This window comes from Rhizobacter sp. P5_C2, from assembly GCF_054049715.1.
In genome coordinates this window covers 13508-29644 of record NZ_JBFULV010000085.1, presented here as the reverse complement: position 1 = coordinate 29644, position 16137 = coordinate 13508, and the positions used below count along the sequence as shown (strand labels likewise).

The 16137-nt window shown below is 68.1% G+C and carries 6 protein-coding genes and 1 tRNA gene; 2 read left to right on the top strand and 5 right to left on the bottom strand.

All coding sequences use genetic code 11. From position 1 onward, the window contains the following. The first annotated feature begins 101 nt into the window (after positions 1-101). Both ACXJLU_RS25220 and ACXJLU_RS25215 read left to right on the top strand, forming a co-directional pair. Positions 102-9350 carry a beta strand repeat-containing protein gene (locus tag ACXJLU_RS25220; RefSeq protein ID WP_457335717.1) on the top strand — a complete coding sequence of 3083 codons (9249 nt, stop codon included), beginning with the start codon at positions 102-104 and terminating at the stop codon, positions 9348-9350. Positions 9351-9550: 200 nt separating this feature from the next. Further along, on the top strand, positions 9551-11563 hold the full coding sequence (locus ACXJLU_RS25215; protein ID WP_457335715.1) for a DEAD/DEAH box helicase: 2013 nt from the start codon (positions 9551-9553) through the stop codon (positions 11561-11563). Between the two features lie 86 nt (positions 11564-11649). Here the strand turns inward: ACXJLU_RS25215 and ACXJLU_RS25210 are convergent. From ACXJLU_RS25210 to ACXJLU_RS25190, 5 genes are all read right to left on the bottom strand, one after another. Then, positions 11650-11742: transfer RNA gene (locus ACXJLU_RS25210), tRNA-Ser, on the bottom strand. 37 nt (positions 11743-11779) lie between these two features. Next, the gene (locus ACXJLU_RS25205; RefSeq protein WP_457335713.1) at positions 11780-13048 is read right to left on the bottom strand and encodes an aspartate kinase; all 1269 of its coding nucleotides are present in this window, start codon (positions 13046-13048) and stop codon (positions 11780-11782) included. An 84-nt stretch (positions 13049-13132) separates the two neighbouring features. Further along, on the bottom strand, positions 13133-14449 hold the full coding sequence (gene tilS, locus ACXJLU_RS25200) for a tRNA lysidine(34) synthetase TilS (RefSeq protein WP_457335711.1): 1317 nt from the start codon (positions 14447-14449) through the stop codon (positions 13133-13135). Between the two features lie 7 nt (positions 14450-14456). Next, on the bottom strand, positions 14457-15428 hold the full coding sequence (locus tag ACXJLU_RS25195) for an acetyl-CoA carboxylase carboxyltransferase subunit alpha (RefSeq protein ID WP_457335709.1): 972 nt from the start codon (positions 15426-15428) through the stop codon (positions 14457-14459). 66 nt (positions 15429-15494) lie between these two features. Beyond that, positions 15495-16136 carry a DNA-3-methyladenine glycosylase family protein gene (locus ACXJLU_RS25190; protein ID WP_457335707.1) on the bottom strand — a complete coding sequence of 214 codons (642 nt, stop codon included), beginning with the start codon at positions 16134-16136 and terminating at the stop codon, positions 15495-15497. Position 16137 lies beyond the last annotated feature (1 nt).

Sequence of the window (16137 nt, the reverse complement as noted above, 5' to 3'; positions counted from 1 at the left end):
CGCCTACCCCGCCGACGCCTACCCCGCCGACGCCGACGCCGACGCCAACGCCGACACCGACACCGACACCGACGCCGCTGCCTCCCCCGCCGCCGCCGCCGGTGCCGCCGCCGCCGCCGCGCGACCCGTTGGCGTTCGACCTCGACCACAACGGCAAGATCGACACGATCCCGAAGACGCACGGGGTCAACTTCGACCTGGACAACAGCGGCTTTGCCGAGCGCACGAGCTGGATCGGCAGCAGCGACGCGATGCTGGTGCTCGATCGCAACGGCAATGGCGCGATCGACGGCGGTGCCGAGCTGTTCGGTACCGAGACGACGCTCGCCAATGGCTCGCTGGCCCGCAACGGCTTCGAAGCGCTGGCCGAGTTCGACCGCAACACCGACGGCGTGATCGATGCCAGCGACGAGATCTTCGGTGACCTGCGCCTGTGGCAGGACGCGAACAGCGACGGCGTCGCCAATGCCGGCGAGCTGAAGACGCTGGCCGAGCTGAACGTCAGCTCGATCGACGTCAGCTACAACACGCAGCCGTTCACCGATGCGAACAACGTGCAGCACCGCGAGATCGGCGCCTTCCGCTACGGCGACGGCTCGACCGGCCTGACCAACACGCTGTGGTTCGATTCGGACCGCCGCCTGACGGTGCCGGTCGGCCAGCTGAACGGCAACGGCATCGTCGTGCCGCCGGAGATCGCGCGGCTGCCCGATGCCGTCGGCTTCGGCAACGTGCACACGCTGCACCGCGCGATGGTGCTCGACACCAGCGGCGCGCTGAAGGCCGCTGTCGAGGCCTTCGTGGCCGCGACCGACCCGGCGCAGCGCCACCTCCTGGTCAAGCAGATCCTCGAACTGTGGACGCACCAGGAGAACGTCAACCCGGCCAGCCGTGGCGGCGTGGTGGATGCACGCACGATCGGCGTGATGGAAAGCTTCCTCGGGCAGCCTGCCTTGCAGGTCAATCCGTCGGGCACCTACGCGCAAAGCCTGCAGCGCGCCTATGACCAGCTGGCCGCGAGCGTCTACACGCAGCTGATGAGCGACAGCCATGCCGCATCGCTGCTGCGCAAGGTCAGCTTCAGCGAGGTGAACGGCGTGTGGTCGGCCGATTTCGCGGCCGTCAGCGCGGTGTTCGCGCAGCAGTTCACCAGCGGCCAGGCCGGCGTGGGCGCAAAACTGAGCGACTTCATGGAGGTGGTGCGCGGCATCAACCCCTATGACGCGACGATGTACCGCCACTTCATCGACCAGCTCGAGGCGCAGGCCATCGGGCTGGCGCCGGACGTCAAGACCGCGATGATGACGGTGGTCTGGGCCGGCAACGACACGATCCTGGGCACGGCGAGCCGCGACTCGATCAACGGTTACACCGGCAACGACACCATCGACGGCAAGGCCGGTGACGACTGGCTGTGGGGCGGTGCTGGTCACGACGTGATCAACGGCGGGGACGGGATGGACCTCCTGTCCGGCGACGACGGCAACGACCAGCTGTCCGGCAACGCCGGGGCCGACGTGCTGATCGGCGGCACCGGCGACGACACGCTGACCGGTGGCGAGGGCGTCGACCATGCCTACGGCGGCGACGGCAACGACTACCTGTATGGCGATGGCGCCTACGGAGGAGCTGGCGGCAACGACGTGCTCGAGGGCGGTGCCGGCAACGACTACCTGGTCGGCGGCTTCGGCAGCGATACCTACCTGTTCGGCCGCGGCGACGGGCAGGACACCATCAACAACGACTCCGATGGCTGGAACGGCTATGCCGACCCGACCCCGGGCAAGCAGGACGTGCTGCAGTTCAAGCCCGATGTGCTGGCGAGCGATGTCTCGCTGTCCCGCAACGGCGACAACCTGATCCTCAAGATCAACGGCACGACCGACCAGGTCACGATCTCGAACTACTTCAACAACGACGGCGTCAGCACGCGCGGCTGGGCGGTCGAGCAGATCCGTTTCAATGACGGCACAAGCTGGGACGTGACGACGGTCAAGGCGCTGCTGCTCGTCAGCGCGACCGACGCCAACGACACGATCACCGGGTATGCCACCGACGACCTGATTGCGGGCCAGGGCGGCAACGACGCGCTCTATGGGCGCGACGGGAACGACACGCTGGATGGCGGTGACGGTGGCGACTCGCTGAACGGCGAGAACGGCAACGACTCGCTGATCGGCGGGGCCGGGGCCGATGCGCTGACCGGTGGCGTCGGCGCCGACACGCTGCTGGGCGGCGACGGCAACGACAACCTGTATGGCGATGGCCAGTACGGTGGCAATGGCGGCAACGACGTGCTCGATGGCGGCGCCGGCAACGACTACCTGGTCGGTGGCTTCGGCAGCGACACGTATCGATTCGGTCGCGGTGATGGGCAGGACAGCATCAACAACGACTCCGACGGCTGGAACGGCAGTGCCGACCCGACCGCCGGCAAGGCCGACGTGCTGCAGTTCAAGGCCGGTGTGCTCAGCAGCGACGTGTCGCTGACTCGAAGTGGCGACAACCTGATCGTCAGCATCAATGGCACGGCGGATCAGGTCACGATCTCGAACTATTTCAACGGTGATGGCGTCAGTGCGCGCACCTGGGCAGTCGAGCAGATCCGCTTCGACGATGGCACTTCGTGGAGCGTCGCCGACGTCAAGGCGCGGCTGCTGGTCAGCGCGACGAGTGGGAACGACACCATCACGGCCTATGCGACGGATGACGCCGTCGCAGGCCTGGGCGGTGACGACGCGCTGTATGGCCGCGACGGCAACGACACCCTGGACGGTGGAGACGGTGGCGACTCGCTGAATGGCGAGAACGGCAACGACTCGCTGATCGGCGGCGCCGGGGTCGATGCGCTCACAGGCGGTGTCGGTGCCGACACGCTGCTCGGTGGCGACGGCAACGACAACCTGTACGGCGATGGCCAGTACGGCGGCAGTGGCGGCAACGACGTGCTCGATGGCGGCGCCGGCAACGACTACCTCGTCGGCGGCTTCGGCAGCGACACGTACCGTTTCGGTCGCGGCGACGGCCAGGACAGCATCAACAACGATTCCGACGGCTGGAACGGCAGTGCCGACCCAACTGTCGGCAAGGCCGACGTGTTGCAGTTCAAGGCCGGCGTACTCAGCAGCGACGTGTCGCTGACCCGAAGTGGCGACAACCTGATCGTCAGCATCAACGGCACGACCGATCAGGTCACGATCTCGAACTACTTCAACGGTGATGGCGTCAGTGCGCGCACCTGGGCCGTCGAACAGATCCGCTTCGACGATGGCACTTCGTGGAGCGTCGCCGACGTGAAGGCGCGGCTGCTGGTCAGCGCGACGAGTGGGAACGACACCATCACCGCCTACGCGACGGATGACGCCGTCGCTGGCTTGGCCGGTGACGACGCGCTGTATGGCCGCGATGGCAATGACACGCTCGATGGCGGTGACGGGGGCGACTCGCTGAACGGCGAGAACGGCAACGACTCGCTGATCGGCGGGGCCGGGGCCGATGCGCTCACCGGCGGTGTCGGCGCCGACACGCTGCTGGGCGGCGACGGCAACGACAACCTGTACGGCGATGGCCAGTACGGTGGCAATGGCGGCAACGACGTGCTCGATGGCGGCGCCGGCAACGACTACCTCGTTGGCGGCTTCGGCAGCGACACGTATCGCTTCGGCCGCGGTGACGGCCAGGACAGCATCAACAACGACTCCGACGGCTGGAACGGCAGTGCCGATCCGACTGTCGGCAAGACCGACGTGTTGCAGTTCAAGGCCGGCGTGCTCAGCAGCGACGTGTCGCTGACCCGCAGCGGTGACAACCTGATCGTCAGCATCAACGGCACGACGGATCAGGTCACGATCTCGAACTACTTCAACGGTGATGGCGTCAGTGCGCGCACCTGGGCCGTCGAACAGATCCGCTTCGACGATGGCACTTCGTGGAGCGTCACCGATGTGAAGGCACGGCTGCTGGTCAGCGCGACGAGTGGGAACGACACCATCACCGCCTACGCGACGGATGACGCCGTCGCTGGCTTGGGCGGTGACGATGCGCTGTATGGCCGCGACGGCAACGACACGCTCGATGGCGGTGACGGCGGCGACTCGCTGAATGGCGAGAACGGCAACGACTCGCTGATCGGCGGCGCCGGGGTCGATGCGCTCACAGGCGGTGTCGGTGCCGACACGCTGCTGGGTGGTGATGGCAACGACAACCTGTACGGCGATGGCCAGTACGGTGGCAGCGGTGGCAACGACGTGCTCGACGGTGGGGCCGGCAACGACTACCTCGTCGGCGGCTTCGGCAGCGACACGTACCGCTTCGGCCGCGGCGACGGGCAGGACACGATCAATAACGACTCCGACGGCTGGAACGGCAGTGCCGACCCCACCGTGGGCAAGCAGGACGTGCTGCAGTTCAAACCGGGCGTGCTGGCCAGCGACGTGTCGTTGACCCGCAGTGGCGACAACCTGATCGTCAAGATCAACGGCACGACCGACCAGGTCACGATCTCGAATTACTTCAACGGTGATGGCGTCAGTGCGCGCACCTGGGCGGTCGAGCAGATCCGTTTCGACGACGGCACGACCTGGAGCATCGCCGATGTGAAGGCGATGGCGCTCGCCACGAGTGGCGACGACACGATCACCGGTTTCGCCACCGATGACAACCTGTTCGGCCTGGGCGGCAACGACGTGATCTCCGGCCGTGACGGCAACGACACGCTGGATGGCGGCGACGGTGGCGACTCGCTGAACGGCGAGAACGGCAACGACTCGCTGATCGGCGGGGCCGGGGTCGATGCACTCACCGGCGGTGTCGGTGCCGACACGCTGCTGGGTGGTGATGGCAACGACAACCTGTACGGCGATGGTCAGTACGGCGGCAGCGGCGGCAACGACGTGCTCGATGGCGGCGCTGGCAACGATTACCTCGTTGGCGGCTTCGGCAGCGACACGTACCGCTTCGGCCGAGGTGACGGCCAGGACAGCATCAACAACGACTCCGATGGCTGGAACGGCAGCGCCGACCCGACCGTCGGCAAGGCCGATGTGTTGCAGTTCAAGGCCGGCGTGCTCAGCAGCGACGTGTCGCTGACCCGCAACGGCGACAACCTCATCGTCAGCATCAACGGCACGGCGGATCAGGTCACGATCTCGAACTACTTCAACGGTGACGGCGTCAGTGCGCGCACCTGGGCGGTCGAACAGATCCGCTTCGACGACGGCACGACCTGGAGCGTGGCCGACGTGAAGGCGCGGCTGCTGGTCAGCGCGACGAGTGCGAACGACACCATCACCGCCTACGCAACGGATGACGCCGTCGCTGGTTTGGGTGGTGACGACGTGCTGTATGGACGCGATGGCAATGACACGCTCGACGGCGGTGACGGCGGCGACTCGTTGAATGGCGAGAACGGCAACGACTCGCTGATCGGCGGCGCCGGGGTCGATGCGCTCACAGGCGGTGTCGGTGCCGACATGCTGCTCGGTGGCGACGGCAACGACAACCTGTACGGCGATGGCCAGTACGGCGGCAGTGGCGGCAACGACGTGCTCGATGGCGGCGCCGGCAACGACTACCTCGTCGGCGGCTTCGGCAGCGACACGTACCGCTTCGGTCGTGGCGACGGGCAGGACAGCATCAACAACGACTCCGACGGCTGGAACGGCAGTGCCGACCCCACCGTCGGCAAGGCCGACGTGCTGCAGTTCAAGGACGGCGTGTTGACCAGCGATGTTGCGCTGTCCCGCAGTGGCGACAACCTGATCGTCAGCATCAATGGCAGCACTGACCAGGTCACGATCTCGAACTATTTCAACAACGACGGGGTCAGTGCGCGAACCTGGGCGGTCGAGCAGATCCGCTTCGACGACGGCACGTCCTGGAGCGTCGCCGATGTGAAGGCGCGACTGCTGGTCAGCGCCACGTCGGCGAACGACACCATCACGGCCTACGCGACGGATGACGCCGTCGCAGGCCTGGGCGGTGACGATGCGCTGTATGGCCGCGACGGCAACGACACGCTCGATGGTGGCGACGGTGGCGACTCGCTGAACGGCGAGAACGGCAACGACTCGCTGATCGGCGGCGCCGGGGTCGATGCGCTGACCGGTGGCGTCGGCGCCGACACGCTGCTCGGTGGCGACGGCAACGACAACCTGTATGGCGATGGCCAGTACGGTGGCAATGGCGGCAACGACGTGCTCGATGGCGGCGCCGGCAACGATTACCTTGTCGGCGGCTTCGGCAGCGACACCTACCGCTTCGGTCGTGGCGACGGGCAGGACAGCATCAACAACGACTCCGACGGCTGGAACGGCAGTGCCGATCCGACTGTCGGCAAGACCGACGTGTTGCAGTTCAAGGCCGGCGTGCTCAGCAGCGATGTGTCGCTGACCCGAAGCGGTGACAACCTGATCGTCAAGATCAACGGCACGACCGATCAAGTCACGATCTCGAACTACTTCGTCGGCGACGGCGTCAGCACGCGCGGCTGGGCGGTCGAGTTGATCCGCTTCGACGACGGCACGACCTGGGACCTGGCCGCCGTGAAGGCCCGGACGCTCGCCACCGCCGGGGACGACACCATCACCGGCTTTGCCACCGACGACAACCTGTTCGGCCTGGGCGGCAATGACGTGATCTACGGCCGCGATGGCAACGACACGCTCGATGGTGGTGACGGTGGCGACTCGCTGATCGGCGAGAACGGCAACGACTCGCTGATCGGCGGTGCAGGAGCCGATGCGCTCACCGGCGGTGTCGGCGCCGACACGCTGCTCGGTGGCGACGGCAACGACAACCTGTACGGAGATGGCCAGTACGGCGGCAGTGGCGGCAACGACGTGCTCGATGGCGGCGCCGGCAGCGACTACCTCGTTGGTGGTTTCGGCAGCGACACGTATCGCTTCGGCCGCGGTGACGGCCAGGACAGCATCAACAACGACTCTGATGGCTGGAACGGCAGCGCCGATCCCACCGTCGGCAAGGCCGATGTGCTGCAGTTCAAGGCCGGGGTGCTGACCAGCGATGTTGCGCTGACCCGCAGCGGCGACAACCTGATCGTCAAGATCAACGGCACGACCGACCAGGTCACGATCTCGAACTACTTCAACGGTGATGGCGTCAGTGCGCGCACCTGGGCGGTCGAGCAGATTCGCTTCGACGACGGCACGACCTGGAGCGTGGCCGATGTGAAGGCGCAGCTGCTGGTCAGCGCGACCAGCGGGAACGACACCATCACCGGCTACGCCACCAACGACGCCGTTGCGGGCCTGGCAGGCGACGATGCGCTGTATGGCCGCGACGGCAACGACACGCTCGACGGCGGAGACGGTGGTGACTCGCTGAACGGCGAGAACGGCAACGACTCGCTGATCGGCGGCGTGGGAGGCGATGCGCTCACCGGCGGCGTCGGCGCCGACACGCTGCTCGGCGGCGACGGCAACGACAACCTGTATGGCGATGGCCAGTACGGCGGCAGTGGCGGCAACGACGTGCTCGACGGTGGTGCCGGCAACGACTACCTCGTCGGCGGCTTCGGCAGCGATACCTACCGCTTCGGTCGCGGCGACGGCCAGGACAGCATCAACAACGATTCCGACGGCTGGAACGGCAGCGCCGACCCCACCGTCGGCAAGGCAGACGTGCTGCAGTTCAAGGCCGGTGTGTTGACCAGCGATGTTGCGCTGACCCGCAGTGGCGACAACCTGATCGTCAAGATCAACGGCAGCGCCGACCAGGTCACCGTATCGAACTACTTCAACGGCGATGGCGTCAGTGCGCGCACCTGGGCTGTCGAGCAGATCCGCTTCGACGATGGCACTTCGTGGAGCGTCGCCGATGTGAAGGCACGGCTGCTCGTCAGCGCGACGAGTGGGAACGACACCATCACCGCCTACGCGACGGATGACGCCGTCGCCGGGCTGGCCGGTGACGACGCGCTGTATGGCCGTGACGGCAACGACACGCTCGACGGCGGAGACGGCGGCGACTCGCTGAACGGCGAGAACGGCAACGACTCGCTGATCGGCGGCGTGGGAGCCGATGCGCTCACCGGCGGCGTCGGCGCCGACACGCTGCTCGGCGGCGACGGCAACGACAACCTCTACGGCGACGGCCAGTACGGTGGCAGCGGCGGCAACGACGTGCTCGACGGCGGCGCTGGCAACGACTATCTGGTCGGTGGCTTCGGCAGCGACACCTACCGCTTCGGTCGTGGCGACGGGCAGGACAGCATCAACAACGATTCCGACGGCTGGAACGGCAGCGCCGACCCGACCGTCGGCAAGGCCGACGTGCTGCAGTTCAAGGCCGGCGTGTTGACCAGCGATGTCGCGTTGTCCCGCAGTGGCGACAACCTGATCGTCAAGATCAACGGCAGCGCCGACCAGGTCACCGTGTCGAACTACTTCAACGGCGATGGCGTCAGTGCGCGGACCTGGGCTGTCGAGCAGATCCGCTTCGACGACGGCACGACCTGGAGCGTGGCCGATGTGAAGGCGCTGCTGCTGGTCAGTGCGACCAGCGGGAACGACACCATCACCGCCTACGCGACGGATGACGCCGTCGCGGGTCTGGGGGGTGACGACGCGCTGTACGGCCGCGACGGCAACGACACGCTCGATGGCGGTGACGGCGGCGACTCGCTGAATGGCGAGAACGGCAATGACTCGCTGATCGGTGGCGCCGGCGCCGATGCGCTCACCGGCGGTGTCGGTGCCGACACGCTGCTGGGTGGCGACGGCAACGACAACCTGTACGGCGACGGCCAGTACGGTGGCAACGGAGGCAACGACGTGCTCGATGGTGGGGCCGGCAACGACTACCTCGTCGGCGGTTTCGGCAGCGACACCTACCGCTTCGGACTCGGTGATGGCCAGGACAGCATCAACAACGACTCCGACGGCTGGAACGGCAGCGCCGACCCGACTGCGGGCAAGCAGGACGTGCTGCAGTTCAAGTCCGGCATCGCCGTTGCCGACGTCGGCCTGACCCGCAGCGGAGACAACCTGCTGCTGAAGGTCAATGGCACGACCGACCAGGTCACGATCTCGAACTACTTCAACAGCAACGGCGCCAGCGCCCGCGGTTGGACGGTCGAATCGATCCGCTTCGACGACGGCACCAGTTGGAGCTACGCCGACGTGCTCGCCCGGATGCAGCAAGGCACGATGGGCATCAGCCTGAGCCAGGCCCACGCTGGGGACGGCAGCGCAGGCCTGCTGGACGCCAAGGCGCAGGGGCTGGTGGAAGCAATGGCGGCATTCGCGCCATCGGCCGCCGGCTTCAGCTCACCGTCGACCCCGCATCCGGCGACGCTGGGGCAGATCCTGGCAGGAGACGGACGGGCGTGACGCAGCGGGCCTCCTCAGCCGCACCCGCCGAGAAAAGTTCACGGGTTGCGGCGGACAACCCGCGGGTCTGCGCCGGGGCCGCACCGCTATCATCCCGAGCAGCCATTTTCACTTGGTGATTAGGTGCGGGTGGTCAGGTCGGGCTGGGCGTTTGCGCGCCCGGCCCGACCGCTTTTGACGACCCGACCTCCGCGAGCACCATGAGCCTTGCCGACCTGCGTGAGGCGCTGACCGCCGAGCTCGCGGCCACCCCCGAGTACTACGACTTCAAGGTGCTGCGCAGCGAACGCGACGGCCCGCTGTGGCGCGTGACGCTGGTGCCCGGCCACGTGCATGCCGAGGGCCAGCGGCCGGGCCCCGCCTCGGCCCAGGCGCTGCTGGACGACAGCCTGGATGGCGCTTCCGCCTGGTGGGGCGCACCGGCCAAGGGCGGTGCCAGCGTGCTGGCCGTGCTGCCCGAWGACGACCAGCTGGTGCTGCAGAACGCGAGCGCCCCGCCGCCGGGCGCCGACTTCCTGATCCGCCTCTACCCGACCCGCTTCCTGAACGCCGTCGCCGACGCCTGGTGGGACACCCCCTGGGCCGAGCGCGCGCTGGCGTGCCTGCCCGCCCTGGCCCGGCCGCAGCGCGTCGACGACGGGCCCGCGCTGAGCGGGGCGCCGTTCCGCTGGCTGCGGCCGGCACAGCGCGAGGCGCTGTCGCTGGTGCGGCACGGCAGCGCCTTCCTGTGGGGGCCGCCCGGCACCGGCAAGACGACGACCCTGGGCGTGCTGCTGGCCGAGTACCTCGACACCCGCCCCGCCGCCCGCGTGCTGCTGCTGTCGACCACCAACCAGGCGGTCGACCTGGCGACGCTCGCGGTCGACAAGGCGCTGCAGAAGGGCCGGCGAGAGCACTGCCGACCCGCGGTGCAGCGGCTGGGCACGCGCTTCGATGCGGCGGCCTATGCCGGCCGCGAGCACCTGATCCCGACCGACGACCACGACCTGATCGCCCGGCTGGCGCGCGCCGAGGCGGCGCGGCCGTCGTCTCGCGACGCCACTGCGCTGAAGGCCTGGGCCGACCGCGTGGCGGCGCTGCGCGATGAACTGCGCAAGGCCTCGTTGCAGGTGCTGCAGCGCTGCCGGCTTGCCGCGATGACGACCACGCGCGCGGCGTTCACGCTGAAGACGCTGCGCGAGCTGTCGCCCGACGGCGAACCGCCCTTCGACCTGGTGGTGTTCGACGAGGCCAGCCAGGTGAGCCTGGCGCACGCGCTGGCGCTGATGCCGCTGGGCCGCGCGCGGCTGTTCGCCGGCGACCCGCAGCAGCTCTCGCCGGTGCTGCGCAGCACCGACCGCGCCGCACGCCGCTGGCTGGGCCGCTCGGCCTTTGCGGAGATGCCGCGCGGCGGGCCGTCGGTGGTGCTGCTCGACGAACAGTCGCGCATGGCGGGGCCGATCAGCGAACTGGTCAGCGATCTGTTCTACGACGGGGCACTGCGCGTGGCGGCCGACATGCAGGTTTCGCCGGAATGGCAGGCGGCGCGCCGGCGGGCGCTGGGTGGGATCGATGCCGACACGCATGTGCACGTGCACCGGCTGAAGACCGATGGCGCGTGGTCGGCGGCCGAACGCGGCCCGGTGCGTCGCGAATCGGCCGATGCGATCGCCGAGGCGGTGGCCGGCGCGCTGGCGAGCGGTGCGTGGCAGCCGCATGAGTTGATCGTGCTGACGCCGTTCCGGGCGCAGCGGGCCTTGATCCGCCAGCACCTGCGAGCCTGTGGGGTGCCCGAGGCGGTGAAGGTCAGCACCGTTCACCGTGCGCAGGGCAGCGAGGCACCGGTGGTGCTGTTCGATCCGGCCGATGGTGCGCAGCCGTTCCTGCAGACCGAAGAGGCGCAGCGGCTGGTGAACGTGGCTCTCAGCCGCGCGCAGGCCAAGGTGATCGTCTATCTGTCGCCGGCGGATGCGGCCAACCCGCTGCTCGCGCCGATCGTGCAGCGGATGCGGCTGGCCGGCGATGCGCGCGAGGCGGTGCCGCTGATCGAGCTGGCGCGGCAACCCGGCTTTCCGAGCAACACGCTCGGGCGGCGCGTCGTGGCGGGGCGTCATACCGGCGAGGTCGGCGGGCTGAGCGCCGACGGGCAGCAGTTCTGGATGGTCAACGAGCGGACCGGCGCGCGGCAGTGGTTCGACGCCGAGTTCTGGCGGGCGCGGGCCAGCAATTCGTAGCGCGCAAAAAAGCCCCGCAACACGAGGTTGGCGGGGCTTTGATGGTGTTCAGCGCGTTTCTGTGAAGAACTCGCTGGACACTGTTCTGGAGGAGTCGGAGGGATTCGAACCCTCGATTCGCTTTTAAGGCGAATACTCCCTTAGCAGGGGAGCACCTTCGGCCACTCGGTCACGACTCCGGCGAAGACTGCGATTCTAGCCGCAGTTTTGGCGATTTCAGGCGGCGGGCTGTTCCAGATCGAAGGCCTTGTGCAGCGAGCGCACCGCCAGCTCCATGTACTTCTCGTCGATCACGACGCTGGTCTTGATCTCGCTCGTGGTGATCATCTGGATGTTGATGCCCTCCTCGCTCAGGCAGCGGAACATCTTGCTCGCCACGCCCACGTGCGAACGCATGCCGATGCCGACGATGCTCACCTTGCAGATCTTGGTGTCGCCCATCACCTGCGCGGCGCCGGTCTGCGGCAGCACGGTGTTCTTCAGCAGCTCCATCGTGCGCGTGTAGTCGTTGCGGTGCACGGTGAACGAGAAGTCGGTCTTGCCCTCGTGCGAGATGTTCTGGATGATCACGTCGACGTCGATGTTCGCGTCGGCCACCGGGCCCAGGATCTGGTACGCGATGCCCGGCTTGTCGGGCACGCCCATCACGGTGATCTTGGCCTCGTCGCGGTTGAACGCGATGCCCGACACAACGGCTTGTTCCATTTTCTCGTCTTCCTCAAAGGTGATCAGGGTGCCCGAGCGCGCTTCCTCGGCGATGTCGATGTCCCACGGCGTGAAGCTCGACAGCACGCGCAGCGGCACGCGGTACTTGCCGGCGAACTCGACCGAACGGATCTGCAGCACCTTGGAGCCGAGGCTCGCCATCTCGAGCATCTCTTCGAAGCTGATGGTGTGCAGCCGGCGTGCATCGGGCACGATGCGCGGGTCGGTGGTGTAGACGCCGTCGACGTCGGTGTAGATCAGGCATTCGTCGGCCTTCATGGCAGCCGCCACCGCCACCGCGGAGGTGTCCGAGCCGCCGCGACCCAGCGTCGTGATGTGGCCGTCGGCATCGATGCCCTGGAAGCCGGTGATGACCACCACCTTGCCCTGCGCCAGGTCGGCGCGCACGCGGGCGTCGTCGATGCTCTGGATGCGCGCCTTCGTGAACGAGCTGTCGGTCTGCACCGGTACCTGCCAGCCGGCGTAACTGACGGCCTGCATCCCCTCGGCCTGCAGCGCGATCGACAGCAGGCCCACCGAGACCTGCTCGCCGGTCGACGCGATCATGTCGAGTTCACGGTCGACGGCGGTGGTCGGCAAGGCCGGTGCCAGCTCTTTCGCGAGGCCGAGCAGGCGGTTCGTCTCGCCGCTCATCGCCGAAGGAACGACCACCATCTGGTGGCCGGCGCGGGCCCATTTGGCAACGCGTTTCGCGACATTGCGAATGCGCTCCGTGCTGCCCATGGAGGTGCCGCCGTACTTGTGAACGATGAGTGCCATGAAAGAGGGTCTTGCCGCGAGTGGAGAAAAGGGTCGCGAGTCGATCGCAACCGGGCATTTTAACCGCGCGAAAACGGCGCGGATTCAGGCCTCCGGCGGGGCCGTGCGCCGCCACGCCAGGGCCACCTGCGCCTGCCCCGGCAGGCCGATCACGCGGGCGTCGAGGCCCAGGCCCGGCACGAACACCAGTTGCCCGCCGCTGTAGACCAGCGGGCCGTCGCGCTCCCACGCCGGCACCGCGGCGGCCTGGTACTGCTTCTTCAGGCTGCGCGGGGGCCGGCCCAGCCCGGCCTGGAACTGCTCGCCGCCTTCGCGCGCGCGCAACGCCAGCGCACCGAGCCACGCGAGCGGAACGCCATCGCGCTTCACGCGGGTCACGACGAGTTCGCCGCCCCAGCCGGGCAAGGCGTGACGACCGGCGCGCAGCACGCTCAGCGTCGACTCGCGGGCTGTCGGCTCGATCGCATCGGCGCGCGGTGCCTGCGATGCGACGAAACCCAGGCGCCCGCGGTGCACCCGCAACTCGCCGCCCACAGCCGGCCATGCGCCCTGCCCGGCCAGCTCCTGCTGCAGCCGCAGCACCAGGCTGGCCGGCGCCGGCTGACCCATCGCCGCGAGCCAGGCCCGCAGCGCGTTCGATTGCCGCGCTTCGCTCAACGTGCGCCACTCGCTCACGACGAGGCCGCTCGCATCGGCCACGCGTTCGAGGTCGATCGCCGCCAGTTCATCGAGCGCAGCCGCAGCCTGCTGCGCCCATCGCGCCGACTGCGCCAGCGAGGCCTCGGCCTGCGGAAATGCCTCCGCCAATGCCGGCCACACCGCGAGCCGCAGCCGGTTGCGGGCGAAGCGCTCGTCGGCATTGCTGTCGTCGTCGATGAAGCGCAGCCGGTGCTTGCGCACATAGGCCTCGATGGCCTCGCGGGGGGTGTCGAGCCAGGGCCGTTCCCAGACCACGCCATCGCGTTCGACGCGGCGCGGCATGCCGGCAAGCCCGGCGACACCGCCGCCGCGCAAGGCCTGCAGCAGCAGCGTCTCGGCCTGGTCGCGCCGGTGGTGGGCCAGCAGCAACAGCCCCGCCTGTTCGGCCAGCGCCATCGTGCGCAAGGCGCCGTAGCGCGCCTGCCGCGCCCAGGCCTCGATGCTGTCGCCGCCGCGCGGCGCGTCGCTCAATCGATGGGAAATGAACCGGACCGGCAGGCCGCGGCGCGCCCAGCGCGCACATTGCCGCTGCCCGTGCGCGAGCCACGCATCGGCCTGCGGGCTCAGCCCATGGTGGACATGCAGCGCGAGCACCTCGACACCGGTGCCGAGCGCCGCACGCACGGTGGCATGCAGCAAGGCCGTCGAGTCACGGCCCGCGCTGTAGGCGACCGCGACGCGCTTCGGCGCCAACGTCGCCACGGCGGGGTCAGTGGTCCTTGGTGTCGCTGAAGCGGCCGTAGCCGCGCAGGCGCTCGTAGCGGCGCTGCAGCAGTTCCTTCGGCTTCAGGTCGCTGACCTGGCGCAGCGCGTCATTCAGCGCGCGCTTCAGGAACGACGCCATCTGCTTGGTGTCGCGGTGCGCGCCACCGACCGGCTCGTTGACGATCTTGTCGACCAGGCCCAGCGCCTTCAGGCGATACGCCGTGATGCCCAGCGCTTCGGCGGCGTCGGAGGCACGCTCCGAGGTCTTCCACAGGATCGATGCGCAGCCTTCCGGCGAGATCACCGAGTACACCGAGTACTGCAGCATCAGCACCTGGTCGCCGACGCTGATCGCCAGCGCGCCGCCGGAGCCGCCTTCGCCGATGATGGTCGAGATGATCGGCACCTCGAGCTGCGCCATCTCGAAGATGTTGCGGCCGATGGCCTCGGATTGCCCGCGCTCCTCGGCGCCGATGCCCGGGTAGGCCCCCGGCGTGTCGACCAGCGTGAACACCGGCAGGCCGAATTTCTCGGCCAGCTTCATCAGGCGCAGCGCCTTGCGGTAGCCCTCGGGGCGCGACATGCCGAAGTTGCGCGCAGCGCGCTCCTTGGTGTCACGGCCCTTCTGGTGGCCGACCACCATGCAGGCCTGGCCGTTGAAGCGCGCGAGGCCGCCGACGATCGACTGGTCGTCCGCGAAGGCGCGGTCGCCCTTCAGCTCTTGAAAGTCGGTGAAGATCTCGCTGATGTAGTCGAGCGTGTACGGACGCTGCGGATGGCGGGCGATCTGCGTGACCTGCCACGGCGTCAGGCTCGCGTAGACGTCCTTCGTGAGCTGCTGGCTCTTCTTGCCCAGGCGGTCGATCTCTTCGGAGATGTCGACGGCCGATTCGCTTTGCACGTAGCGCAGCTCTTCGATCTTGGTTTCGAGTTCGGCAATGGGTTGCTCGAATTCAAGGAAATGGCGTTTGCTCATTTGTCTTGATCCCTGTTCTTGAAGGAGGATGCCCTGGCCCAACGATGGGGGCCGGCTTGCGGGTCGTCAATATGCCACGGCAAGCGGGTCGAGACTGCGCCAAATGTACCATGTGGCCACCGAGCGAAAAGGCGCCCAGGCGTCGCCCACTTCACGTGCTTCGGCCCGCGAAACCGGCTCGCCGCTGAAGTAGTTGTGGCTGATGCCCTTGATCAGTCCGGGGTCGTCCAGCGGCAGCACGTTCGGGCGGATCAGGTGGAAGATCAGGAACATCTCGGCGGTCCAGCGGCTGATGCCGCGGATCGCCACCAATTCGTCGACGATCGCCTCGTCGTCCATCTGCTGCCATTGGCGCACGTGCACGCTGCCGGCCTCGAAGTGCTGGGCCAGGTCGACGAGGTAATCGATCTTGCGCGCCGACAACCCGGCCTCGCGCATCTGCGCGGTCGCGATGGCCAGCACCGCGGCCGGCTGGATGCGCTGCGAGCCGCCGTCGAGCAGCGCGGCCACGCGCTCCCACGACGACTGCGCGGCCTTCACCGAACTCTGCTGGCCGACGATCGACCGCGCGAGCGTCGTGAAGGCATCGCCGCGGCTTTGCAGCCGGCCTTCGCCGAACTGCGGGATCAGCTTGCGCATCACCCGGTCGCGCTTGACGAGGTGCCTGCACGCCTCATCCCAATACTCAGGGGTGACGGAGCGCGCCACG

Coding starts and splice junctions, on each gene's coding strand:
- ACXJLU_RS25205 (WP_457335713.1), bottom strand. CDS start 13,048: ATGGCACTCATCGTTCACAAGTACGGCGGCACCTCCATGGGCAGCACG.
- ACXJLU_RS25195 (WP_457335709.1), bottom strand. CDS start 15,428: ATGAGCAAACGCCATTTCCTTGAATTCGAGCAACCCATTGCCGAACTC.